21 protein-coding genes are annotated in these 24,985 nt (G+C 58.4%); 16 read left to right on the top strand and 5 right to left on the bottom strand.

What is annotated here, in order from left to right; all coding sequences use genetic code 11:
* Positions 1 to 33 precede the first annotated feature (33 nt).
* On the bottom strand, positions 34 to 648 hold the full coding sequence (locus Q1A74_RS02875) for a hypothetical protein (protein WP_299592203.1): 615 nt from the start codon (positions 646 to 648) through the stop codon (positions 34 to 36).
* Between the two features lie 259 nt (positions 649 to 907).
* Here Q1A74_RS02875 and Q1A74_RS02880 point away from each other — a divergent pair, with 259 nt between their 5' ends.
* Positions 908 to 1,723 (top strand): SDR family oxidoreductase, encoded by an 816-nt coding sequence (locus Q1A74_RS02880; protein WP_299592205.1) that lies wholly within the window; start codon positions 908 to 910, stop codon positions 1,721 to 1,723.
* Between the two features lie 80 nt (positions 1,724 to 1,803).
* On the opposite strand, the gene Q1A74_RS02885 is transcribed toward Q1A74_RS02880, so the two are convergent.
* Positions 1,804 to 3,147 carry an MFS transporter gene (locus tag Q1A74_RS02885; RefSeq protein WP_299592207.1) on the bottom strand — a complete coding sequence of 448 codons (1,344 nt, stop codon included), beginning with the start codon at positions 3,145 to 3,147 and terminating at the stop codon, positions 1,804 to 1,806.
* A gap of 250 nt (positions 3,148 to 3,397) precedes the next feature.
* Here Q1A74_RS02885 and Q1A74_RS02890 point away from each other — a divergent pair, with 250 nt between their 5' ends.
* The 15 genes from Q1A74_RS02890 to Q1A74_RS02960 all read left to right on the top strand — a co-directional run bounded on the left by Q1A74_RS02890 (position 3,398) and on the right by Q1A74_RS02960 (position 21,491).
* Complete coding sequence (locus Q1A74_RS02890; protein WP_299592209.1) at positions 3,398 to 5,182, top strand: nitrilase-related carbon-nitrogen hydrolase; 1,785 nt, start codon at positions 3,398 to 3,400, stop codon at positions 5,180 to 5,182.
* A 126-nt stretch (positions 5,183 to 5,308) separates the two neighbouring features.
* Positions 5,309 to 6,055 carry a hypothetical protein gene (locus tag Q1A74_RS02895; protein WP_299592212.1) on the top strand — a complete coding sequence of 249 codons (747 nt, stop codon included), beginning with the start codon at positions 5,309 to 5,311 and terminating at the stop codon, positions 6,053 to 6,055.
* 121 nt (positions 6,056 to 6,176) lie between these two features.
* Positions 6,177 to 7,442, top strand: coding sequence for an acyl-CoA dehydrogenase family protein (locus tag Q1A74_RS02900; RefSeq protein ID WP_299592214.1), 1,266 nt, complete (start codon positions 6,177 to 6,179; stop codon positions 7,440 to 7,442).
* Positions 7,443 to 7,517: 75 nt separating this feature from the next.
* The gene (locus Q1A74_RS02905; protein ID WP_299592216.1) at positions 7,518 to 8,966 is read left to right on the top strand and encodes an aldehyde dehydrogenase; all 1,449 of its coding nucleotides are present in this window, start codon (positions 7,518 to 7,520) and stop codon (positions 8,964 to 8,966) included.
* The gene (locus tag Q1A74_RS02910) at positions 8,963 to 9,883 is read left to right on the top strand and encodes an alpha/beta hydrolase (RefSeq protein WP_299592218.1); all 921 of its coding nucleotides are present in this window, start codon (positions 8,963 to 8,965) and stop codon (positions 9,881 to 9,883) included. Before Q1A74_RS02905 ends, Q1A74_RS02910 begins: the two co-directional genes overlap by 4 nt.
* Entirely contained in the window at positions 9,883 to 10,503 is a 621-nt protein-coding gene (locus Q1A74_RS02915; RefSeq protein WP_299592220.1) for an isochorismatase family protein, read from the top strand. Before Q1A74_RS02910 ends, Q1A74_RS02915 begins: the two co-directional genes overlap by 1 nt.
* Positions 10,500 to 11,753, top strand: coding sequence for an NAD(P)/FAD-dependent oxidoreductase (locus Q1A74_RS02920; RefSeq protein ID WP_299592222.1), 1,254 nt, complete (start codon positions 10,500 to 10,502; stop codon positions 11,751 to 11,753). The genes Q1A74_RS02915 and Q1A74_RS02920 overlap by 4 nt, the downstream gene beginning before the upstream one ends.
* A 22-nt stretch (positions 11,754 to 11,775) precedes the next feature.
* Complete coding sequence (locus tag Q1A74_RS02925; protein WP_299592224.1) at positions 11,776 to 12,609, top strand: Asp/Glu racemase; 834 nt, start codon at positions 11,776 to 11,778, stop codon at positions 12,607 to 12,609.
* A 17-nt stretch (positions 12,610 to 12,626) separates the two neighbouring features.
* Entirely contained in the window at positions 12,627 to 13,904 is a 1,278-nt protein-coding gene (locus Q1A74_RS02930; protein ID WP_299592226.1) for an MFS transporter, read from the top strand.
* A gap of 64 nt (positions 13,905 to 13,968) precedes the next feature.
* The gene (locus Q1A74_RS02935) at positions 13,969 to 14,745 is read left to right on the top strand and encodes an Asp/Glu racemase (RefSeq protein WP_299592228.1); all 777 of its coding nucleotides are present in this window, start codon (positions 13,969 to 13,971) and stop codon (positions 14,743 to 14,745) included.
* Positions 14,746 to 14,927: 182 nt separating this feature from the next.
* Positions 14,928 to 17,576, top strand: coding sequence for a TonB-dependent receptor (locus Q1A74_RS02940; RefSeq protein WP_299592230.1), 2,649 nt, complete (start codon positions 14,928 to 14,930; stop codon positions 17,574 to 17,576).
* A 121-nt stretch (positions 17,577 to 17,697) separates the two neighbouring features.
* A complete protein-coding gene (locus Q1A74_RS02945; RefSeq protein ID WP_299592232.1) occupies positions 17,698 to 18,666 on the top strand; it encodes a hypothetical protein in 969 nt (322 codons plus the stop codon).
* Between the two features lie 151 nt (positions 18,667 to 18,817).
* Positions 18,818 to 20,017 (top strand): CaiB/BaiF CoA-transferase family protein, encoded by a 1,200-nt coding sequence (locus Q1A74_RS02950; protein WP_299592234.1) that lies wholly within the window; start codon positions 18,818 to 18,820, stop codon positions 20,015 to 20,017.
* A gap of 51 nt (positions 20,018 to 20,068) precedes the next feature.
* On the top strand, positions 20,069 to 20,971 hold the full coding sequence (locus tag Q1A74_RS02955; protein WP_299592236.1) for a hydroxymethylglutaryl-CoA lyase: 903 nt from the start codon (positions 20,069 to 20,071) through the stop codon (positions 20,969 to 20,971).
* Between the two features lie 61 nt (positions 20,972 to 21,032).
* Positions 21,033 to 21,491, top strand: coding sequence for a DUF2141 domain-containing protein (locus Q1A74_RS02960; RefSeq protein ID WP_299592238.1), 459 nt, complete (start codon positions 21,033 to 21,035; stop codon positions 21,489 to 21,491).
* Between the two features lie 107 nt (positions 21,492 to 21,598).
* Here the strand turns inward: Q1A74_RS02960 and Q1A74_RS02965 are convergent, their stop codons facing one another.
* From Q1A74_RS02965 to Q1A74_RS02975, 3 genes are read right to left on the bottom strand one after another with little or no spacing between them, the layout of a single operon-like run.
* Complete coding sequence (locus tag Q1A74_RS02965; RefSeq protein WP_299592240.1) at positions 21,599 to 23,113, bottom strand: aldehyde dehydrogenase; 1,515 nt, start codon at positions 23,111 to 23,113, stop codon at positions 21,599 to 21,601.
* Between the two features lie 31 nt (positions 23,114 to 23,144).
* A complete protein-coding gene (locus Q1A74_RS02970) occupies positions 23,145 to 24,041 on the bottom strand; it encodes an isocitrate lyase/PEP mutase family protein (protein ID WP_299592242.1) in 897 nt (298 codons plus the stop codon).
* 34 nt (positions 24,042 to 24,075) lie between these two features.
* Positions 24,076 to 24,924, bottom strand: coding sequence for a hypothetical protein (locus Q1A74_RS02975; RefSeq protein ID WP_299592244.1), 849 nt, complete (start codon positions 24,922 to 24,924; stop codon positions 24,076 to 24,078).
* Positions 24,925 to 24,985: the final 61 nt, after the last annotated feature.

Here is a 24,985-nt window from a genome sequence, read left to right on the forward strand (position 1 = left end):
CTAAGTCCTATATTGCAGCGCTGCGCGCGGGATTCAGGGTGCGAGGTGTTGCCAGATTTTGGCCTGAAACGGCGTCTCGTGGACAGGTCCTGTGCGGCCGCGAGGATCCAGTTCATGGCGGTGATCGCACAGTGGCGAGAGCCGGGTGCCGCGCGCGGTCAGGGTGCGCACGGCGTCGCCATTGCGGTAGAGCACGGTGTGCCGCACTCGTTGCCCCGGTGCGGTGAGCATAATGAAATCCGGTTCCATATAAACATTGCAGGCGGCATCCAGTTGCCGGGCGTTGAAGGTCAGCAGCCCGACGCCGCCGGAAACACCGACATTCTCATAGGCACCGGGACCGAGAGGATCGAAGACCAGCAGGTCATCCTGCATGCGACCGGTAAAGGTTTTGGCCACCGGTGCGCGACCGCGAATGTGCACGTTGGTGAGCTTCAGGGTGTAGCCGTCAAAGTCCAGGTACACAAGATTGTCGAAGGGGCTGGGGCCCGGGGTGCCACTGCCCGCATTGGTGTCATCCTCAAGTGGGCGGCCGTCCAGATGAAACAGCTCCACTTGATCGTGCCAGATACCGCGCATCAGCATCAGGTTATAACCCACGGAGCCAACCGGGAAGGTGGGATAGTGATTGTCGTTTTGACTTGTCATGGTCGATGCTCTTGTTGAAACCGGAATTCACGCCCGGCTTTGGATGCATTGAAAGCGAGCGGTAAACGCCCGTGGACCGGCGGCGGTCATTGGCGATAGATGGTTGAATATTTTGTTCACTTTGCGCGTGCTGAAATAGACATATATCAATAATTTGACGCGAAAACGTGATGCGATCGCAACCCGGCACAGGCTCGACTTCTGTTTCCCAAATCGTACTTCGGCCCTGCGCTATCTGAATTTCTATAAGGAGAGAGCAATGAAAACCGTCGTTATTACCGGCAGTACCCGGGGCATCGGCCGGGGGCTCGCGGAAAATTTTCTGCGCAAAGAGTGCCAGGTCGTGATTAGCGGGCGTAGTGCACCGGTGGTCGATCGCGTTGTGTCAGAACTTGAGACCGCGTATCCGGGGCGGGTTGCCGGTCGCGCTTGCGATATAACCGCGGCAGCGGATGTGCAGGCACTGTGGGATGCCGCTTATGACACCTTTGGCAGTGTGGATGTGTGGATTAACAATGCCGGGATGAGCATTGTACGCAAGCCTCTGGCGGAGCAGTCGGTCGCAGACCTGGAAACGATTGTCGCCACCAATCTGACCGGTTTGTTAATTGCCAATAAGGTGGTTCTCGCCGAGATGCTGCGCAAAGACCACGGCCAGATCTGGAACATGGAAGGGTTTGGCAGTAACGGTCAGAGTGCGCCGGGTATGGTCCCCTATGGTGCTACCAAGCGTGCCCTGAATTATGTGAATGGCAGCTTGCAGAAAGAGGTCAAGGGCACAAAGGTGCAGGTCAATACCCTGAGCCCCGGTATTGTGGTAACGGATCTACTCGTAGGCGATTACGACCTGTCTTCGGATGAGTGGCGCAAGACCAAAAAAATTCTCAATATCCTGGGGGACACGGTGGAAACCGTGACGCCTTTCCTGGTGAACGGCGTGCTCAAGGCCGACAAGTCCGGTGCCCGCGTCGCCTGGCTCACCACCGGCAAAGCCTTCGCGCGTTTTCTTACCGCGGGTTTCAACAAGCGGGACCTGTTTGCCGAGTATGAGGCTCAGGCACAGCAGTCTGCCTGAAAACAAACAAGGGGCCAGTGGCCCCTTGTTTTTTCCAGTTTGTTTCTAGTTGGTTTTTCGTTAGTTTCTTGCCGGCTTGATCACACGCCGCTGGGCGTGGCGCTCGCGCTGGCTTCATTGCCAGGTGTTGCTGCGCTGCGGTCGCGCCCGATAAACATTGCCCAGGTGAGAACCGCAAAGGCCACCGCGGAAAAGAATACGAAAGGCCCGGAAGGGCGCCAGGCATCAAACAGATAGCCGCCTACCACGCTGGCCACCAGGATGCCCACTGCGCCGCTTAAGGTGAAGAAGCCGATCACCGCGCCGCGCTGGCGTTCCGGCGCCTGTTGGTTGATCAGCACACCACTGGTGATGATGCAGCTGATCTCTCCCAGGCCGATCAGTACCGCGCAGAAAATCATTGCGGGGGAAAAGGGGTCGAAAATGAAAATGGTCGAGCCGTAACCGATCGCTGAAATCAGCAGCGCAATACGCAGTGCAACCAGCCGGTTGATCTTGTCCGCCAGAATGCCGAATACCGGTGCGCCAAGCAGTGCGCACCCCTGGGCGATGCCGACGATCATACCCGCGCGGCCCAGTGCCTCTGCGCGGTTCATGCCGAGTTCTGCGGTGCCGTAATTGGTGACCCATAGTGTGAAGAAGGTGCCGACAATCATCAGGTTGCCGCGCGCTACAAAGGAGGCACCGTAGGCGAGGGCGATGGCCGGATCCTTGCCTGAGCGCAGGCCGGCGCGGGTGATCTGCCACAGAGTCTCGCTGTGTTCGCCATCGCTGCTTTCGCTGGTGCCTTTCTTCAGGCCGAAGAACATGACAATGCCGGTAATGGCGGTGGCGATGGCCACCATTGAGTAGGTCCAGAGTCCGGCTTCATCCGTGCTGGCACCGGCGCTCTGAAAAATGGCGGGTAACTGCAGCAGGAAAAAGACGCTTACCATGGCGCCAAACCCGTTCATGACCCCTTGCAGGCCGGTGGCGCGGCCGCGGCTATCGTTGACTGCGTAGTCTCCGATTAGCGTAACAATACAGGTGGTGACCGCAGCGAGACCGACGGAGTAGAGTAGGCGGAAGGCCAGCAGTTCATTGAGGGTGTCGGCGTGTGGATAGAGCGCAATACCCGCGGCCATTACCAGAAAACCCAACCCGGTGACCGGGCGGCGGCCCAGCCGATCGGACAGCGGGCCGAAGATTGCCACCGCAATGATGATGACAATTTCCGCCCAGAAGTTCAGTAAACCACTGACGACACCGTGGCGCTCCTGCGGGATACCGAGAAATTCAGTCAGCAGAAACGGCTGGCTCTGGGGGATAAACGACGCGAACAGGATGGTCGCGAAGCAGGAGAAGTAGAACGTAAGCAGATTGCCCCCGCTCACCGCGGGATTGAGTTCTATGCCGAGAATGCGGCGCCCGGTTTGCTGGTTCATGGTTCTTTTCCGGTTGTGGCGCAAATGGCCATTGTGTTTATTTTGGCGTTCTCGAAAGCCCGAAAAACCGGGCGCAGGGCGCCGGGTAAATCATTCAGACTGCATTGCTTACGTCTACAACGTCGAATCGGATTCTTGCGGAAAAGATATAATGACCGTATTTTAGAACAAATGCTACCGCGCCGGCCCGGAGCGGGGATGAAGACCAAAGAAGCTGATAGATGCTGATAATAGAAGCTGGAGATAACGCATGAATGCCAAAGCGACCATCCGCGCCGCTGCTGTTCAGTTCCATGCAGGAACCGATATTGAGAAAAACCTGACCACCACCCTGCGTATGCTGGACGAAGCGGCGGAGGTGAATCCCGACCTGGTGGTATTGCCGGAATTCTGCAATCACCTTTCCTGGTACGACGGCCCAGAGCACTGCGCAGAGGTATCGGTCACCCTGGAAGGTCCGTTTCTGCGGGCGGTGGCAGATAAGGCGCGGGAAAAAGGTTTCTTTGTAGTGGTGAACTGCACCGTGCTGCGTGATAACGGCGATGTCACCGGCTCCAGCTTGCTGTACTCCCCGGAGGGCAAGTTGCTCGCAGACAACACCAAGCAGATTTACATCGGTCACGAAAATGATTTCCTGAAAGCCGCCGATACACCGGCGCCGATCGTTGATACCGCGGTAGGCCGCCTCGGCATGTATGCCTGTATGGACGGTGTGATTAACGAGCCCCCGAGAACCCTCTCACTGCGCGGCGCACAGGTGTTGTGCAACAGCGTCAACTCCTTTGCCAGCGACGAGGGTTCCCTGCATATCCCCGTGCGCGCGCCAGAGTCGCGGGTATTTATTGTGGCGGCCAACAAGGTTGGCCCATTGGTGCCAGAGGTGTTGCTGGGCGCGGTGAGTGCGGCAACCGGGATTCCGGAAAAACATCTGTATGGCTCCGGCGAAAGTCAGATCGTAGCGCCAGACGGCACCGTGCTCGCCTGTGCTTCCCGGGATCAGGAAGAGGTGGTATGGGCTGATATTGAGCCCGCCGCAGCGGACAACAAGCAGCGCCCGGATGGTACTGACGTGTTTGCTAGTCGGCGCCCGGCGCTGTACGAGGCGATTGCGCAGGATCCCGCCGGCCAGCATTACGCGCCGTGGCTCGGCGCCGAGAGCTTGGCCAGCAGCCTGATTTCAGTGCCTGCGGCCCCGGCCTTGTCCGCTGCGCTGGCGTCGGCGCAGCGGGCTGCGGAAGAAGTGTCTGCGGCCGTGTCCCGTGGTGCGGTGTTGGTTGGTCTTTCGCCGCTGTTGGGGGCCGAATTGATTGCGAGTGACGTGCCTGCGGCGGCTGCGGCAGCAGAGAAAATAGTCGCACAGCTGGCGACCGCAACCGCAGATGCCTACGTTGCCACCGCGCTACCACTGGCGCGGGCACAGGGCGGTTACCAGTACTGTGCAGTGCTCATCGGATCGGGCGGTATTGTCGCGGCGCAGCCACAGGTGCATCGCAGCGAGCGCTTTGCCTGGTCTGAATTGGCTGCGGGTTTTGAGCCGGTTGACTTGCCGTTTGCGCGCCTTGGGCTGGTGACCAGCGACGACAGTATATATCCGGAGACATTCCGCCTGCTGGCGTTGGCCGGAGTCGACACCGCCGTGGTTCCGGTAGAGCCGCTCGAGGCCTGGGAGCTGCGCACGGGTTTGCTGGAGCGTTCGGCGGAAAACCGGATCAACCTGCTGGCGCCGGCCATGCCCGGCGTCGACGAATCATCTCCACTGGGGGTGAGTTTTGCCACCGCACTGCAGCGGGAGTTCACCGTGATGACCCAGTGGAAAGAACGGCCCTTTGAGGGCTTGTTGAGTGAGCCGGAAATCTATCCCATGGCCGCGGGCGATAGCCATCTGGATGTCACCCTGTATCCAGCCTGTGCCGAGAACAAGGAGGTTTCGCGCAATACGGACCTGGTGCGCAATCGCCCTTGGGCCTTGTGTGGGCCGATCGCGGCGGTTTCCGCCGAAAAGCAGGCGCCCGCGAAGTCGACCGTTGCTTCCTGAGCGGCCAGCCCGGCAAATGCATTGTGCAAAAGCCGGGCATTTTGAGATTTATCAATGTTAGTGAAGGGGTAGATTCCGACAATAAAATCCAACATATGCCACTCGCTGACCCGTTGGGAAAACATTATGAGCGGAACCTCTCTTCCAAAATCGCTGGCGGACAAAACCCGCGACCGGCTCGTTAACGAGCTTCAGCTGACCGAGCAGCCCGGCCCGCAAGGCGGTGCCTGGATCCCGCTGGAAAGTCACGCTCCCATGGCCCAGGGGTCCGTTGGCGAGGTGCGCCGCTACACCGGCGGCGGCCTCCTGCATCTGGTGAGCTGCTCCATCGTTGTGCCGCAGATCGGCCTCGATTCCCACATGCTATTTGCTTTTACCCCCAGTGAAACCGCAGTCCCGCACTTCACCCTCGATTCTGTGGGTGCGGGCGGGCACTGCGCCTTTCACCTCGACCTGATTCCGCGCCTCGATCTCGGCGCCAACCTCGCCTACATGGACGAGGCCTTCACCCCGCTGACGGAAACCTGCAAGGCCGGACGTGCGATCGAAGGGCTCTCCGCCGCGCACCTGGACCCGCGCCAGAACGCGGTGATGTCACCCTGGATGCTTGCGCACCGTGCAACGCCCGAAGCCTTTGAACAAATCGACGATACCGTAACTGCGTATCTCGATCACTGGCTGACACTGCTCAACAAGGGCATCAGCAGCGACGTGCTGGACGACGTCAACAGCGAAATTCTTGCGCGGCGCGATGCGCGCAATAAAGCCATTATTTTTGATCCCGCCGTGGACAAGGTCTGGAATCAGATTGGTGGCCTGATTGGTGAAGAAAGCGCGCTGGCGCTGCGTAACCTGCTGACCATGTGCGGCTGAGCACGCGAGGCCTTTCCCGGCCCACGTGTGCTGAATACCCATTTCTGTATCGCCGGAATAATCGAATAAATAATCCGGGTGCTGTGACGTGCGACGTCCGTGTGCCCGAGGGGAAATAGCGATGCCATTGACTGCTGAAATCCTGCTTGAAGATATGAACGAAGCCGAACGTCGACGCGCCCAGGTGGTGGAGTCGGTGCTGCCGCAGGTGAGGGAAGCTGCGCGCGAGGTGGATGCCAACGCGCAATTTCATATGCCCCACGTGCAACTGTTCAGCGAGAGCGGACTGTTGGGCCTGATTATCCCGGAAGTTTACGGCGGTCTCGGTGGCGGCCTGCGCGATCTGGCTGCGGCCTGTTTTGCGCTGGGCAGTGCCTGTCCTTCCACTGCGCTGGCCTTCTTTTTCCATTGCAGCGCGGCGTCGCGCGGTCTGCTGGCGGTAGAGGCATTGGAAGAGGGGCTGTTTACCGAGGCGGAGGCACCGCAGGTGGCGCACTTTGCCGAGCAGGTACTGCACTCCATGGGGCGGGATGGCAAGTGGTTCGCCAATTTTGCCAGCGAATCCGTAAAGTCTGAAAAGGCGGCGGTTACCATCAGCACCACTGCCCGCAAGGTCGACGGTGGTTACCTGCTGAATGGTGTTAAATCTTTCGGCACCGGTACCGGCATTGCGGATGTTTATCTGGTGACGGCGAGTCTAGAGGGTGTAGAAACCGCGGAAGGTTTGTGCACTTTCTTTGTCGACCCGAACGGTCAGGGCGTAAAACCTCGTGCCCCCTGGGATGCCATTGGCATGCGCGGCACCAGTTCCGGTGGCATCGTACTGGAAGACTGTTTTGTCTCCGACGCTAATGCACTGGCAATTCCCGGCGCATTTACCCGCTGCATGCAGATGAGCCGTGGCAGCTTTGTAGGTAACCAGATGGCCGCGGTGTGTGGCTATGCGGGTGCCGGCTATTCCGCTTACCGGCATGCCATCACCAACCTGACCGAGAAAAAATTTGCCGATACCGGCAAGCCCATCGGCACTGCACCCTATCAGCAGGAGCTGATCGGCAAGATGCTGGTGGACCTGGAAACCTCACTGATGTGGTTGCGCCGTCAATTGCAGCTGGAGACCAGCGAGCCCCCGCTCAAACCAAAAAACGAAGTCGTCAAACAGTGGCGCCTGTGTAAAGGGGTGGTAGCCGAGTGCGGATTCAATATTGCGGTAAATGCACTCAAGGCGAGTGGCACATCGGGCACCATGGGTGACCCGGCGCGCTACCTGCGCGAACTCACCATGGGGGTGGTGCAGGCGTTTCCCGCCGAACGCGGGCGCCTGATGGCCGCGCAGATGGAAATCGAAGGCGCGGAGCAGAGCCTGTTCGGCGTCGGCAGTAAGTAGTCTGCGAATTCTCCGGCCCGTGGCGGCCGGAAACTCGGTAGAACAATAATTCAAAAAATTTCACAGGAAAGGACCATGTTGCATCGAGGTCTTTTGATCGCCGGTCGCGAAGTCAATGCCGCGAGTGGGGAAACATTTCCGGTGTTGGCCCCGGAAACCGGACTTGTGCTCGGTTCTGTCGCCAGAGCCGGTGCTAGGGATGTCAATCAGGCCGTAGAAGCGGCGGGCAGAGGTTTTCTGGCCTGGTACCGCAAAACCCCGGCCGAACGTGAAGCGGTGCTGTTGAAAGCCGCGGAAATAGTGGCCGAAGAAGGGGAGGCACGTTTTCTCGAGCTGTTGATCGATGAAAGCGGCTCGGCCATCCGCAAGGCCCGGCGTGAAATTCAGTACACCGTAGATCTGTTGCGCACCGCCGCCGGCGAGTCGCGGCGACTCTACGGTGAAACCTTCCCCAACGACGATCCGCAAAAAATCAGCCTGGTGATTCGCGAGCCCCTGGGTACTGTTGCGGTGATATCCCCCTACAACGCGCCCCTGTCGTTGCTCACCAAAATGGCGGCTTTCCCCCTCGCTGCGGGCAACGCCATTGTGATCAAGCCTTCCGAAGAAACGCCGCTGACTGCACTTGCCTTTGGAAAGCTGCTTATCGATGCCGGTTTGCCAGCGGAAGCGATCAGTGTGCTTCCGGGATTCGGTAGCGAATGCGGTGCTGAGTTGGTCAACCATCCGAGAGTTGATTCTGTCGCGCTCACCGGTAGTACACAGACGGGTGTACTGGTGGCCCAACAGGCATTGAAGGGAATGCGCCGGGTCCAGTTGGAGCTGGGTGGTAAAAGTGCGTTGCTGGTGCTGGAAGATGCCGACCCGGAGCAGGCGGCGGCCATCGCCGCTCAGGGGATTTTTACCCACGCCGGGCAGATTTGCATGGCCAATGCGCGGATTGTGGTTGAAGAAAAAATTTACCCCGCTTTTGTGGCAGCGCTGAAGCGCGAGGCCGAGTCGCTCACTCTGGGTAATCTGCGGGATGAGAACACCGTTTACGGGCCACTGATTAACGCTCGCGCGGTAGAAAAGGTTCTGGAGCAGGTGCGTGCTGCACAATCCGCCGGCGCGACACTGCTGACCGGTGGTGAAATTTCGCCAGTCGGCCCCCTGGTGATCAAACCAACCGTCATTCTGGATGCGCCTAAAGACAGCGCGGTATGGCGGGAAGAGAGTTTTGGCCCGGTGACCTGTGTGGCCAAGGCGAGCGGGCTGCAGCAGGCGATCGAAATCGCCAACGACAGCGAGTACGGCCTGTCTGCGGCGGTGCTCACCAACAATCTGCAATGGGGATTGCAGGCGGCTCGAAAAATTCGCTCCGGTGCGGTGCATATTGGCATGCACAGTTTCCAGAGTAATGCGCTGGCTCCCATTGGCGGTGTTGGCATGTCGGGTTTCGGCCGTAGCGGCGGCCGCTACAGTACCGAAGAGTTTACCGAAGTGAAGTGGATCAGTGCGGACACAGGGAGTTTGCCAGTATGAGTACCCTTGATCTCCATCCACCGCCCGCGCCGGAGCGCAATCTGCGCCGGGGCTATCTCGACTATCCGTGGGGCCAACTGCACATCCGCTCCATGGGGAATCCGAGCCTGCCGCTGCTGGTGCTGATGCATCAGACACCGAGTGCGTCGGAAATGTATCTGCCGCTGATGCGTCTGGTTGCCGAGCGTTACCACGTGGTCGCCATCGACACCCCCGGGTTTGGTGCCAGCGACCCTATGCCCGGGCGGGTGAGCGTCAGGCGGCTGGCGCAGGAACTGCACAGCGCGCTGCGCAACACCTACAACCGGCCCTATTTTCTGTTCGGCCACCACAGCGGCGCGGCCCTAGCCACCAGCATTGCCGCGGAGAACCCGGAGTGGGTTAGCGCGCTGGCATTGAGTGGCCCCCCGTTGTTGACAGAAGCACAGCGCCACGCCTTGCCGCACTCCGCCGAGCAGATCGCGCTGGAGGAAGACGGTGGCCACCTGCAAAAAATGTGGTGGCGTCTGCGCAAGAAAGACCAGAGTGCGCCGCTGGAAATCAGCCAGCGCGAATTGCAGCTGGCCTTTACCTGCGGCAGGCATTATCGCGACTGTTATCAAGCGGTGGCCGATTACGATTTTTCCTCCGACCTTGCGCGGGTTCAGTGCCCGGTTCTGTTGTTCGCCGGTAAGCGAGACCTGTTGTACGGCGCCGTTGCTGCGTCGAAAAAAATCGCCCGAGACGCGCGCACGCTTCAGTCGGAAGTGGATGCCGCCACCTACGTGTGTGAAACCCACGCCCCATTTGTAGCATCTGCCTTGCGGGAGTTCTTCTCCCAGGAAACAGCCCAAGAGGCCGGACAGGAATCAGCCCAAGGCGCTTCGACCCGGGTCATATCAACGGTGGAAACAATCACCCGGGGAAGTCTCAGCTGATGGATTTAACGCGCAATTCTCTCGGCCTGGGCCGGCGGCCAGCGCTACTGCTGGTAGACATGGTGAAAGGTTTTACCGATCCAGAGTGCCCACTGGGCACCGACTGCCCGCAGGTGGTGGACGCCAATCGGCAGCTGCTCGCGGCCTTCCGGGAAAAATCGTTACCGATCTTTTTTACCACTGTGGTGTATCGCGATACCGCCGAAGCGCCAGTGTTTCGCGAACGTATTCCACATCTGGGATGGCTACAGGCCGGTGGGCCCTGGGTCGAAGTCGATACGCGGCTGGCCATGCAACCCGGTGAGGTGTTGATTGAAAAACAGTGGCCCAGTGCCTTCTTTCGGACAGAATTAGCCGCACAGTTGGCGCGTGAGAATGTCGATTCGATGGTGGTAACAGGCCTGACCACCAGTGGCTGTGTCCGAGCATCTGTAGTGGATGCGCTGCAACACGATTTGAAAGTTGTGGTGGCCAAAGAGGCCGTGGGTGATCGCAATCTGGAGGCGCACCGGGCCAACCTTTTTGATATGCACGCGAAGTATGCCGATGTGGAAACACTGGCATCGGTGCTCAAGGCCATTGCCGAATATCCTTCTTCCATCAGCAGTACCGTCCTATGAATGTAACACCGAATGCGACTAACGCCATTTCCCCGACAGATAGACCCGACCCGGTAATTATCGCTGGCGCCGGCCCCAGTGGCGGTGTGCTGGCACTTTCTCTGGTGCGCAACGGGATTCCAGTGGTGCTGCTGGAGAAGTGCGAATCGCTGCCCATTGATTTGCGTGCCTCCACGTTTCATCCGCCGTCACTGGAGATGATCGCAGACCTCGATGCGGGTGTGATCGAAAAAATGCTGAACAAAGGCCTCAAGGCCGACCGCTATCAATACCGGGATCGTGCCACCGGTGAGGTGGCCACCTTTGAAATGGACATGATTGCCGATGAAACGCGCTTTCCATTTCGCCTGCAGCTTGAGCAATACGAGCTGACCCACTTTCTGGTGGAAGCATTACAGGGCGAGCCCCTTGCGCAGGTCCTGTTCAGCCATGAGCTGGTGTCCTTCGAGCAGACGGCGGACGGTGTGGTTGCGGTGGTGGATACCCCGGAGGGGCGCAGGGAAATCGCGGGCAGCTATCTGGTCGGTGCGGAGGGGGCGCGCAGTGTGGTGCGCAAACGCAGCGAGATAGGGTTTTCCGGGTTCACCTACAACGAAAAATTTCTTGTGGTGAGCACCGAATTTCCGTTCGAAACGGTGTTCGAGGATTTCTCCTACGTCAATTATGTGTCGGACCCGCAAGAGTGGTGCGTCATCCTGCGTACCGACAAGTTGTGGCGGGTGCTGGTTCCGGTGTTCCCGGAGAGCGAACAGGACGAAGCCACCTATCTGACCGATGAATTTATTCAGCAGCGCCTCAAGCGCCTGCACGACAAGGGCAGTGACTATAACGTGCACCACCGCAGCCTGTATGCGGTGAATCAGCGGGTTGCCTCAACCTACTATGACCGCCGCGCGGTGCTGGTGGGGGATGCCTGTCATATCAATAATCCCCTGGGTGGCATGGGGATGAATGGCGGTTTGCACGATGCTTTCAACCTCGCGGAAAAATTTCAGCAAATTTTCGCTGGTACGCAATCTGCGGAGCAGGCCCTGGCGCAGTACGATCGACAGCGCCGAGAACTGGCGGTGCGCTTTGTGCAGGAACACACCATCCAGAATAAAAAACTGATGGAAGCCACCGACCCGGATATTCAGCGCAAGCGTCAGAAAATGCTGATGGACACCGCCGCGTGTCCGGAGAAGGCGCGCGCCTTCTTGTTGGAAAGATCCATGATTAATTGCCTGCGCGAAAGCCTTCAAGTCGCCTAACCTGGAAAAGTGAGATCCCGGTATGAATTTCCCTACATCTATCGACCTTTCCCGCACCCGGGAGCGCGATCAGCTGACCAATGGTCATCGCGATAACTATATTGGCCACCGCGCGAAAATCGGCGTGGTGATTCCATCCACCAATACCTCAGTGGAATACGACTGCCAGCGATTATTGCCGCGGGGCGTGAGCTGGCACACCACCCGATTCATGATCGATCACCCGGATTTGAGTGACGACGAAAACTTCCTCAAGTTCCTCGAGCGTCTGCGCGAAACCATCGGCGATTCCATTGAAAGCCTGATGACCTGTAAACCCGACCACGTGATGATGGGGATGTCCGCGGAGACCTTCTGGGGCGGCATCAAGGGCAACGATGGCTTTGTGGATCGTATTCAGGAGCTGGTGGGGGAAGATACCGGGCTGACCACTGGCGCCAACGCGGTGATTTCTGCCCTGGAAGCACTCGGTGTGCCGGAAGGGAAGGGTAAAACCCTGTCCATCATTACCCCATACCAGCCGGTGGGGGACAAAAACGTAAAGCTATTTTTCGAAGATGCCGGTTACCGCATCAAACACCTTGTGGGTCTGCGCTGCGAAAATGCCCACGATGCCATCGCGCTGGTACCGGAACCCCAGGTGCTGGACATCGTGCGCGAAATCGATGGTGACGATGTGGATGCCATCGTGCAGGTGGGTACCAACCTTTCCACCGCAGGCGTATTCCCCACCATGGAAAAAATGCTGCAGAAACCGGTATTACCGATCAACGTGGCAACCTGCTGGCACGCGCTGCGCAGCTGCGGGATTCAGGATCGGTTTGACAATATGGGCTGGCTGTTCGAAGAACACTAAAGCGGTTATTGCTCATTATGAAAATTGCATTTTTTGTTGTACTGCTGGACATGATCGGCTTCGGCATCATGTTGCCGATCCTCGCGTACTACGCCCTGCAACTGGGGGCGGATGCTTCCACCGCGACCTTCTGCATGGCCCTGTATGTGTTCGGCATGTTTATCGGTACCCCGGTGTGGGGGCGGCTGTCGGATCGTTTCGGGCGCAAGCCGATTCTGGCAATCAGCCTGGCGGGCAGCGTGCTGGGCTATATCGTGCTGGGGTTTGCCACCGAAGTCTGGATGGTGGCCGCCAGTCGTCTGTTCAGCGGATTGATGGCGGGCAATCTTTCGGTGGCCCAGGCCTACGTGGCGGATGTTACCGACGAGAAAGATCGGGCAAAAGGCATGGGGATGCTGGGCGCCGCCTTTGGTCTCAGTTTTATTCTGGGCCCACTGCTCGGCGGTATTTTGGCAGGGGACAGTTTCGAGGATGCCAACCTGCAGTTGCCGGCTCTGGTCTCCGCAATACTCTCCGCCTCCGCGTTGCTGTGCGTACTGCTGTTTCTCAAGGAAAGCCGTCCGCCCAGCGAGGAACCCGATAGCGAGGGCAGGGCACAGGCCACTTCCTACCGCGACTTCCTGCGCTGGCTGCTCGCCAGCCAACCCCTGTTGTTGCTGCTGTTTATGGCCATGGCCATATACAACGTGGCTGCGGGGTTGGTGGAGGCTGTGTTTCCCATCTGGGCGGAAGCGACCGGTATTGCCGATGGGCCCCAGGGGCTGGTACCGATCCTGCTGATTGCCGGTATCGCCATGGTGATCATGCAGGGGGGTGCCATTGGTCCCCTGAGCCGCAAATTTGGCGAACCCCGGCTGATTGTGGCTGGCAGTGTGCTGTTCGCACTGGCGGTGCTGGCGTTGACCCTGGCCGGAACCGCGTCGTCAGCGGCGGGTGCTACCGGCGCACTGGTGGCCCAGGCCATTGGTGCCGCGCTGGTCATTACCTCCATGCAGTCGCTGGTGTCGAAACAGGCTCTGGCGAGCAATCGCGGCGCGGTGATGGGAAGTTACAGTGCCCTGGGCACGCTCGGCCGGGGCATCGGCACGGCGGCCACCGGCGCGCTCTTCTCGGGAGTACACCTTCACGCCCCGTATTACCTCGGTGCCTTGTGCATGGTGGTACTGCTGGTGCTCGCGGTTCTGGTGGTGCGCAGGGGCAAACTTTCAGCGAATTCGGTGGCGCAGGCGGCACCTACAGTAGCCGCAACGGTGGTTCATTCCGGACCGGTATCGACGGCGAATCCCGGCAATTGATAAAAGTCATTTCGCGCCAAAAGACATAGGCTTATAACATTCAACAGTTGTTGTGGAGTTGTGCATGGAAAACTACCAAATAGCGCATCGCGCGCAGATCGGGGTCATCATTCCCTCCACCAATACCGGTGTGGAATACGACCTGCAGAAGCTGGGTCTCGATGGCGTGACCTGGCATCCATCGCGCTTCTGGATCGAGCTGCGCAACTGGTCGGACGAGATGCAAAAGACCGGTGACGATGCCAATACGGTGTTCGAGCGCTTTCTCGACATCATGCGCGATGAGATCCCCACGTCGATCCGCAATGTGCTGTCCGCAAAGGTCAATCACATCATGCTTGGCATGTCGGCGGAAACCTTCTGGGGCGGACTGGATGGCAACATCCAGTTTGAGCAGGAAATTCGCGATCAGATCGGCGACCTGGGCCTGACTACCGGAGCGGGCGCCACCCGCGATGCGCTCAACTGCTTCGGGGCAAAGCGTATTTCCGTGATTACGCCGTACCCGCCGGTAGGCGACGACAATGTGTACCGCTTCTTCAGCGACATTGGCTTTGAGGTGGTGAAGGTGAAGGGGATGAATCGCCCCTCCGCCACCTCCATCGCCGAGACGCCAATCCAGCAGGTACTGGATGCGGTGCGCGAAGTGGACGGCGACAACGTGGACGCCATTATTCAGTGCGGGACAAACCTCTCCACCATGGATGTATTCCCCACTCTGGAGCACTGGCTGCAGAAACCCTTGTTGCCAATCAATGTCGCCACTGCCTGGCACGCGCTGCGCGCCTGTGGCGTGAACGACCGGATTACCGGGAAAGGGCGTCTGCTGGAAGAGTTTTAATACCCGGCGGTGCGTCAACCGAGGCACCGGGGGCGAGAGTTTCGGATAACTAGAAGCGGCCTGAGCCGTGCGCATTTAATGCGAACAATGAGCGATGAAAGTCCTCGATAGGATGTAGACGTTTTACGCCCTGTCAGACATTCACAAGCTGGATCTCCAGATAACAATAAGACGGAGCCGATATGAACAGGAAACCTCTAACGCTGGCCATTGCGTCGGCAGTGATTTCTTCAGGTACTTTCGTTACAACGGTATACGCTCAGGATTCCACCGCGGATCACAATAAAAATGTTACGGCACTTCGCGGCGATAATTTTGCCATCGAAGAAGTGGTGGTAACCGCGCGTAAGCGCGAAGAAACTCTCGACACCGTGCCGGTGGCCATCGACGTTCTGGGTAGCCAGGCGATACGGGAAAAAGGCATCTCGGCACTCGACGATGTAGCCCGTTACACACCGGGCCTCGATTTCGAAACCGGCCTGCTGCCGAACGATACCCGCATCAGTTTGCGCGGCTTCTCGTCTACTCGCGGTCGTTCCAATGTGGCGATTCTTGTGGACGGGGTGGATATTTCCTCCGAGTCCATGACCTCCGCCGGTAGTGGCACCGGGCCAAACCTGGATCTGATGGATCTGGAGCGCGTGGAAGTGGTGAAGGGGCCGCAAAGTGCGCTCTATGGCCGCTCTGCGTTCTCTGGTGCGGTGAACTATGTCACCAAGCGCCCCCGCGACACCGCGGAGACCACCATCAGTGCCGATGCCAATGATCAGGGGTTTGCCAAATTACAGGTAGCCACGGATCTGCCGATGGTGCCCGGCGTGCTTGCGGGTTCAGTCAACCTGGCGAAAACCGAATTTGATGGTTACTACACCAATCCGAATACCGGTGGCGATCTCGGGGGGACGGAATCCGAGGGCATTGCCACGGCATTGTACTGGACCCCAACCGAGTCGTTTTCCGCATACTGGCGAGGGGAGTACAGCGAGGAAAGCTACTCGCCACGGCCGATCGTAGAGCGGGAGAGTCTTGTAAATACCGGCTCTGCACCCGGTGACTTTGCGCTGCTCGGTTCAGCCGGCGATAACACCGTGATCGTTCCTGTTCCGGGTACCGGCACAACCGCGGCGGATTGTGCCTCAGCCATGCCGTATGGCTATCTGATTGGCATGCCCGCAGCCTGTGCTCCCATATTCACGGGCAATATGGGTAACGCGAGTGCCAATGAGATTGATCTTTCCGCAGATCCACTGACCGGTGAAGATTTTGCCGGCACCCAGATTCGCAGCGTTCGCAGTACGCTGGAACTCGCGTGGAACACCGAGAGCTTTGATTTTGTCTCGCTCACCGGTATCAATTACAACGACTCGCGCGTGCAGGAAGACTTCGACCGCACCAACTATACGGTGCAGTCACTGGGGCCGGGCACCGGTGCCTTTATTCCGCACCCGTTTGATCCAACGTACTTTCCAGGCTATCCCGGTGAATACACCCAGTACGGTGTAAATGCCAATAGTGATACCTCGTTCGACACCGAGCAATTCAGCCAGGAATTCCGCGTGTCTGGCGGTGGCGATACATTCGACTGGCAGGTGAGCGCGCTCTACTGGACCGAGACCCTGGACACGGTGATGAACCAGAAGTGGTGGCTGCGCGAAGGCGTGGACAAGGAGTTCTGGGACGCGTACATGGACAGCTTCTTCGGTGGCCTTGGACTGGTGAATCACCGCACTGGCCCGGTCGATCTGCCCATTCCCATGTCCCGTGAAACCGACCACAAGTCCGTGGCCTTTGCGTTCAACTACAACATTACCGACTCGGTGCGCGCGACTCTGGAAGGGCGCTACCTGGAAGAAAATATCGACTATCGCAGTGTGCCGCTGTCTACCCAGTTCAACGGTCTGATGGGTGTGCCTTACTACGATCCGATGACCTTTATTCCTGGTGAGCCACCGGTGCAGACCTATGCCCGTACCGATAACGCATTCGTACCCCGTGCGAGCGTTGACTGGCAGGTCAATGATACCAATATGGTGTACGTGTCGCTTGCGGATGGCTTCAAACCGGGCGGTATGACAACCACCGATGGCAACGGCGATATTTCCGTGGGCGAATACGACCCGGAAGAGCTGACTGTTTACGAAGTGGGTTACAAGGGCAGTGCGCTGGATAACCGTCTTCAGTTAACCGCGGCGGCCTATCTGTACGATTACACGGATCAGCAGGTTTCCTACTTCGTTGCCGATGTGAACACCGGTGCGCAGAACGCGGCGGTCACAAACGTGGGCGAGAGTTCGCTGAAGGGGATCGAGCTCGGCGCGGTCTATCGTCCGTCCACCAACTGGACATTTACCGCGTCCTACACCGGTGCCAAGAGTCGCTTTGACGATTTCCGAGTTGCCGATGGTGGCGACCCGGGTACACTGGACAAACTGTGGACCGGCACCGTTGACGGTGACTACAGCGGCAACCAGTTCATCAATTCCCCGGAGGCATCGGCCCTGGCCTCTATTCGCTACGATGGTGAATTTGCCAGTGGTTCCAGCTACTTTACCGAGCTGCTGGGGAACTATGAGTCCAAGCGTTTTCTGGATCGCGGTAACAAGGCCTATTTGCCCGCGTATACCCTGGTGGACTTCCAGGGCGGTATCAGCTGGGAAGACCTGGATCTGGTACTTTACGTGAACAACCTGCTGGATGACGACAAGGTCAAAGCCGGTATCACGAATGTTGGTTACGGACATCTGCCGAGCGGTGGTTTCACCCCGCAGGTGGTTGACCTGATCCTGCCGAACCCGCGTACCGTCGGCCTGCGCGCAAGCTACAGCTTCTGACGCAGTGGTGACCCGGTGCGATGGTGCCATCGCTCCGGGTCACCGGTACGATCCCTGTGTGCCGGGTAACCGGCCACAACACGATGAATAATGAATATAAGAGTGAACAAGAGGTACTCCCATGACCACCGCTTCCCTTGACGCCCGTATGGCGGAGCGACCCTGGTATTACAGCGCACCCTATGTCGGTGGCCTGGCATTCTCCTGGGTAGTGCTGGAAAAAATGATCGCGCATATCTATCTGGTCACGCTCATTTATGCGGGTATTCCAGAGGCGATCGCCTACAGCATTGCTTTTGTCATCGGTGCCTTCGGTCTGGTCCTGGTTTGGAAGGGGCTGGATAAAAATGAAGTGCGGGCCACCTGGATGGGTTTTATGGGTGGTGGCCTGGTGTGGGTATTCTGGTTTGAGATGTATTTGCACTTTATCGGCGCAAATAACAATTTCGCGCTGGCTGCGACGGATGCCGGTATCCAGTACCTGGATAAAGCGCAGGTGGAGGCACTCTTCGCCGGGGATACCTCAATCCCGCGCCCGTATTTTATGGGTGCACACGTGTTCTTGCAGAGCTCCACATTGTTCTGCACCATGTTGATGATCTACATGGGCATGAACAAGGATATCCGCTGCCGCCTGATTCTTTGGGTGCGGAAATTGTTTGGTCTGCGCCCGGGTAAACCGACCCAGGGTTACAAACCCCAGTACGCTCGTGTTGCCGCCATGGAAGTGCTCTTCGTCAACTGGTTTATGTATACGCTGATGCTGCTGGTCAATGATGAGCGCATTTTCGGCCTGCACCATATCGTCACTTATGTCACCTCAGCGGCGGTGACCCTGTGGGCCGGGTATATTATTTACAAACAATTCAAACAGCGCGAAGTGGGTCTGTCGATCCGTTACGCCATTGCTGTTGGCGGCGTGTTCTGGTTCTTGCCGGAGCAGGCGGTGCTCTGGGAATGGTTCCGTGAGCCCTGGGTTTACTACCTGGATTACCCGGTGACGGCGAGCCTGATCATCGTTGCTTATGCCGCCCTGGCCGTGCTGTTCTGGAAGACCCCGGTCAATCCCCAAACCGGCAAGTCGCTCTAATCTGTTTACGCCACCCGTGGATACCCCGGTGTCCACGCGGTGTTTCTGCCTGTTACTCGTTGTAATTTCGATACCTGAAGTTTAGGTAGGGGAGAGCTGCGCCCAAATTTTATGCGTGAAATAGCCGCGTCACGTAATTGAGGATACTGCAATGAACAAAGCCTTGAATGGTATTCGAATCCTGGATCTGACCCATATGCTGTCCGGGCCTTACGGCACTATGATTCTTGCGGATCTGGGTGCCGATATGATCAAGGTGGAGCCGCTCGCCGGGGAGGGCACACGCAAACTGCTCGCAAGTGATCCGGAGAACTCCATTGACGGTTTTGGTGCTTACTATCTCACCCTAAACCGCAACAAACGCAGCGTCGCCCTGAACCTGAAAAGCGAACGCGGCCGCCAGGCTTTTTATGATCTGGTGAAAAATGCGGATGTGGTGGTGAGTAACTTCGGCCCGGGTGTGCCCGAGCGCCTTGGTATTGATTACGACAGCCTGAGTGCAATCAACCCGAAAATTATTACCTGCTGTGTTTCCGGGTTCGGCTCCGATGGGCCCGGGGCCAAGCGCCCGGCGTTTGATCAGGTGGCGCAGGCCTACGGCGGCGGCATGTCGATTACCGGGGATGACCCGGCCAATCCGGTGCGCTCCGGTATCCCTACCGGTGACCTGGGTGGTGGCATGTTTGCGGTTATGGGTATTCTCGCGGCGATTACCGAGCGTGCCACCAGTGGGGTCGGCCAGCACGTGGACATTTCCATGGTGGATTGTCAGGTTTCCATGCTGAATTATATGGCCACGATGTTTTTCCTCAGCGGTAACAATCCTTACCCGATCGGCAACGCGCATTTCGTGCATGTGCCCTACAACAGTTATGCCACCGCCGATGGTTTTATCATCATCGCCGTGATCACCGACAATTTCTGGCAGAACCTGAAGCCGGTGGTCAATATTCCCGAGTTTGACGATCCAAAATACGATGGCCAACCGGGGCGTTTCGCAGACAAAGAGTTTATCGACGGTAAGCTCGCGGAAGTATTTGCCACCGATGCCACCGATGCCTGGCTGGCCAAACTGGAAGCCCAGCGTATTCCCTGTGCGCCCATTAATAATTTCGAGCGTGCTCTGAGTGACCCCCAGCTGTTGCATCGCAATATGGTGGTGGATATTGCCCACCCCAACGGCAAGACCACCAAGGCACCGGGCAACCCGATCAAACTGTCCCGCACCCATCAAGACACTTTTTCGCCCGCGCCCTATGTGGGGCAACATACGGAAGAGGTCCTGCAGGAGCTGTGTGGTTACACCGCCGCGGATGTCGACGCGCTCAAACAGAGTGGTGACGCGGGCTGATGACGCAAACCAACGGGAAATTCCCAGCGAGGTTTGACAAGGAGAATGACGGTGCGTGAACGCGTTTGGATCAACGATGTGGGCCCGCGGGATGGTCTGCAGAATCAGGCAAAAATTCTTACCGTTGAGCAGCGGATTGCGCTGGTCTCGGGCCTGATTGAAGCGGGGTTGCCATCCATTGAGGTGGGCGCCTTTGTATCGCCCAAGGCGGTGCCGGCAATGGCGGGCACGGACCAGGTGCTGGCCGCTTTGCCCCAGGGCGCGGGCGTAGACTATCAGGTGTTGATCCCCAATCTGAAAGGCTATCAACTGGCCCGGGATGCGGGGGCCGGCACTGTGGTACTGGTGGTTTGTGCCACCGAGACCATGAACCAGCGCAATGTGCGTCAGGATATTCGCGCATCCCTGGATCAGGCCCGGGAAATCTGCGGGGCGGCCAAAAAAGACGGCGTGCGGGTTGTCGCCTGTGTCGCGGTCGCCTGGGCCTGTCCGTTCGAGGGGGCAACGGACCCGGCGAAGGTGTTGGACCTGAGCGGGCAGTTATTTGCCATGGGCGCAGAAGATGTGATCGTTGCCGACACCATTGGCGCGGCAAACCCGGCACAGGTGAACCGATTGATGTCGGCACTCGTACAAGAGTTTAACGGCCAGAATCTGGCCTGCCATTTTCACGATACCCGCGCCATGGGCGTGGCCAATGTGTATGCTGCGCTGGAAGCCGGTGTCCGCAAATTCGACAGTTCGGTGGGTGGCCTGGGCGGCTGTCCATTCGCACCCGGCGCCACCGGTAATGTGGCGAGCGAAGATGTGGTCATGATGCTGGAGCAGATGGGTTTTGATACGGGCATTGATCTGTTCAAGCTGATGCAGGTTGGCAAGCTGGCTGGCGAATTGACCGGTGTGCCTACTGGTGGCCGCGCCGCGCAATGGCGCGAACTGACCATCAAGGGCTGAATACAGAGATAGACATAGGTATTCCGAGGTTTAATTTGAGAATAACAGTGAGGACATGATTATGTTGAAGGGATTTGTTCGGGTGGCTTGTATTCAGGTGGCTGGCATTGCGGCTTTGGGTATTGCGAGTATGAGCGCCATGGCGGACACCGCCAGCCTGAAATTGACGGTGAAAAATATACAGTCGACCACCGGCAACCTGTTTATCAATGTGTTTGATTCCAAAGATACCTTTCTCGGGGACACGAAAGTCCTCGCCAAAGAGGTGGTACTCGAGGGATTGCTGAAAGAGGGGGCTGCGGAGGTGGAGCTGGAGTTACCCTACGGTACCTACGCCATTGCGGTGTACCACGATGACAACGCCAATGGAAAACTCGATCACGGGTTTTTCGGTATTCCCGCCGAACCCATGGGCCTGTCGAACAATCATGTGCCGCGGTTTGGTCCGCCTAAATTCGACAAGGCGGCAATGACTGTGGGCGAGCCCCAACAGGCGACCACCATTGAGCTGATCGACTGATCACGGGTCAACTTCGGTTCACGGCATTAAACAAGACCCGCAGGATTTCTCCTGCGGGTCTTTTTTTGTTGTCTATTTCTGTACTGTCTAATTTTATCGTTTCGCGGTTAGCGACCGCCGAGCGGATCCTGCGGTGAAACACCGACCACACGGGCACCGGTAAAGAATTCGATCGACTGGGCGTGGCCTTCCTCGCCGAGTCCAGACAGCCCCCAGGCACCCCGCGGCGTTCCCTCACCAATGCTGAGCAAGCTGTAGCCATTGATTTTTACTCCGCCGGTGCGCATCCGCCGGGCAAAGGCGAAGGCGCGGTCGGTGCTCTCACTGTAAACGTAGCCCGCGAGGCCCAGATCGGTGCCGTTGGCCAGTGCCAGTGCTTCGCTGTCGTTCTTGAAGGTGTGTACCGTGGCCACCGGGCCGAATACTTCTTCGCGGGTGTCGTGCGCGACACAGCCGTCGACCAATGTCGGCGCAACGAAATACCCCGAAAGCGCCGGAAGTGGGGTGGTACTCAGCATGTGACCGCCACGGGCGGTCAGGCGTTCGAGATCTCTCTGTATCTGGTCGTACTGGCCCTGGTGCACCAGTGGGCCCATATCGCTGTCTTCATCCAGTGAATGCCCCAGTTTGATGGTCGACAGAATCGACAGCACCTTGTCGAGCAGCCGTTCCTTGAGGGATTCGTGGACCAGAATCCTGCCGAGTGCGCGGCACCACTGGCCGTTTAAATTAGTGAGGCCGAAGGCGATTCCGGTCGCGGCTTTATCCAGGTCGGCGTCTTCCAATACCACCAACTGATTGTTACCGCCCAGTTCCAATTGCGTTGGCACAAAGTCGTCGGCACAGGCCCGCGCGATGGCGCGGCCTCCCGTGAGCCCACCGGTAAACGACACCGCCTTGATGCGCGGGTCTTCCACCATCTGACCGGCAATGGTGCGATCCCCCAGGGTCAGTTGGAAGGCGCCGGTGGGAAGCCCGGCCTTGTGAATGGCGCGCGCCATCATCACCGCAGAGTGGGGCGTAAATTCCGAGGGTTTGAGGATGCAGGGCGCGCCCGCTGCGAGGGCACTGGCCACTTTGTGTGAGCCGATTGCCGTAGGCCCATTCCAGGGCGCGATCAGGAGCGCCGGCCCCCAGGGGCGGCGCAGGTAATCCACGGCGCCGCAGGGGCCAGGCACGGACTTGTCCAGGTGCCCCTCGCGCAGATAGGCGGCGGCACCGCGAAAGACCAGAGGCAGCAGTTTGGCCATTTTGCGCGTGGTGCGGATGATGGCCCCCGACGTGAGGCTGTCGGCGCGGCTGATGGTATCGGCGTAGTCATCGCCCGTCAGTTCATCGGCGACGCGCTCGAGGAGTGCGGCGCGTTCGACCGCTGGCATGTCTTCAAACGTCGACTGCGCGTGGAGCCGATCTGCGGCCTCCAGGGCAGTCTGAACCTGCAAGCGATCCGAGCTGCGGCGCAACTGCATCGGCTGGCCGGTATTGGCATCGTTCAGGTATAGCTGTCGATCCTGCGAGGGTGCTGAGAAGCTTCCGTCGATATAGTTTTGCAGTGCCGGTAATTCGAATTCGGCGCTGGTGGCGGTGTCGGAATCGTTCAAGGGTTCAAGCTCGCGGTCCATAAATCTTTACCGTCTTGGTCCGTCGTCGTGGTTATTCGTATTGATAGGTTTTGCCCGCATTGAGCAAGTCCTCGGCACCCAACAGGTCGTTGATTGCCGTCAGGTCTACCATGCGATCGCGGTGCTCGCCCACATGTCCCTGGGATTTCAGGTCGCGCAACAACTGTTGCGCTGCGGGCAGGAACAGGTGCAGCAGGGATGCGGGGAACAGTGCAATTTTGTAGTTCAGAGCCTTCAGGTCCGCGGCACTGTGCACCGGAGAATTGCCACCTTCGACCAGATTGTGCACCAGTGGTACACGATCGCCAAAGCGGCGGCCGATTTCCTGCATTTGTTCCAGAGTCTGCGGTGCTTCCACAAAAAGCAGGTCTGCACCCGCGTCGAGGTAACGCTCTGCGCGCTCCAGGGCCTCATCAAAACCGTGGACACCAAGGGCATCGGTACGCGCAATGATGAGTGTGTTTTCATCGTGGCGCGCGTCCAGTGCCGCGCGAATCTTGCCTTCCATTTCCCGCGCACTGATCACCTGCTTGCCGCTCATATGGCCGCAACGCTTCGGCATTAACTGGTCTTCCATCTGCAGCGCAGATGCCCCGGCGCGCTCGAAGGTGCGTACCGTGCGCTGCACATTCAGCGCATTGCCAAAGCCGGTGTCCATATCTACGATCAACGGCAGTGCGGTGCGCTCGCGAATCACCGCCACGGTTTCCGCAACTTCCGATGCGCTCACCAGCCCCATGTCCGGGCGGCCAAAGCGCGCGAAGGATACGCAGGCGCCGGAGACAAACGCTGCGTGAAACCCCGCCTGTTCCACCAGGCGCGCGCTCAGGCCATCATAAATGCCCGGCGCCTGGAGCGCGTCATCGCTTGCAAGCAGCGCAGTCAGGGCGCGCGCGGACGCGGGCGGATTAGTGGAAGCTGAGATCATGGCTGGGTTCTACCTTGGCATTGTCGCGGTGGGGTCAGACCGTGGCTGCGGGGTCGCCCGCTGGGGCGCCTTCCCGTTCATCGGCGCACAGGATTCGCACCAGCCGGTCGGCAGTTTCCTTGCCTACAAGGCGCTCGGCGATGGGGTTTGCCGGGTCGAGGTGTACGATATTACTGCGCACACGGACGTCCCGTTCACGCAGGCGTTTGCGTTCGTCCTGGTCGGTGACGGTGCGCGCATTTTTGACCAGTTCGAGCCAGTGATCGACGTAGGCGAAAATTTTGGGTTCCACTTTTTCCAGGTAGAACGCCAGCGGTACAACCCCCGCAAGTGCCACCGGTGAGAGGCTGGAGCGAATAAACGGCATAGCCGGGTTAAACGGTTTTACTCCGGCTTCAAAGAGCTCGTTTTGCAGGGCCATATAGGTGTCGTTCAGCGGCGCCAGATACTCCTGCAGGTGATCGGGCTCGCTCAATACTTCATAGCGGGGCATTGGGTCCACATAGAAAAAGGCGTCCGGCAAGGTGCCGAATGCCATACCCAGGTGCGGTATATCCACGCTGTCGTTCACATAGATTGTCAGGTGAATATTGGTGAAGGTTTTCTTCGGGCTGCCGATATTGGAATGGATGATCCAGTCGATGGGGGACTGGTCGCCGGTGAAGGTGCGCATACGCCCGATGGGCTCGCCATCCACATTGTTAAAACTGTGCAGGTCCGCGCAGCGATTGTCTTCGCGCAGTGACAGCACGGACGAAATTTTTTCCCACACGCGGTCACGGGTGGCCAGCACGGCGGTATAGGTTTCGCTGGTATCGATATGGTTGTCGCCATCCAGGTGCGCGGCGAATTCCTTGGTGAGCTTCTGTTTTGCTTCAGTCACGGTGTTACTTCCCGAATAGTGCTAATGAATCTTCTGATCCGCGTATCTGCGGCTATTTTAT

It is taken from the genome of uncultured Microbulbifer sp., assembly GCF_947504145.1.
GTDB lineage: Bacteria > Pseudomonadota > Gammaproteobacteria > Pseudomonadales > Cellvibrionaceae > Microbulbifer.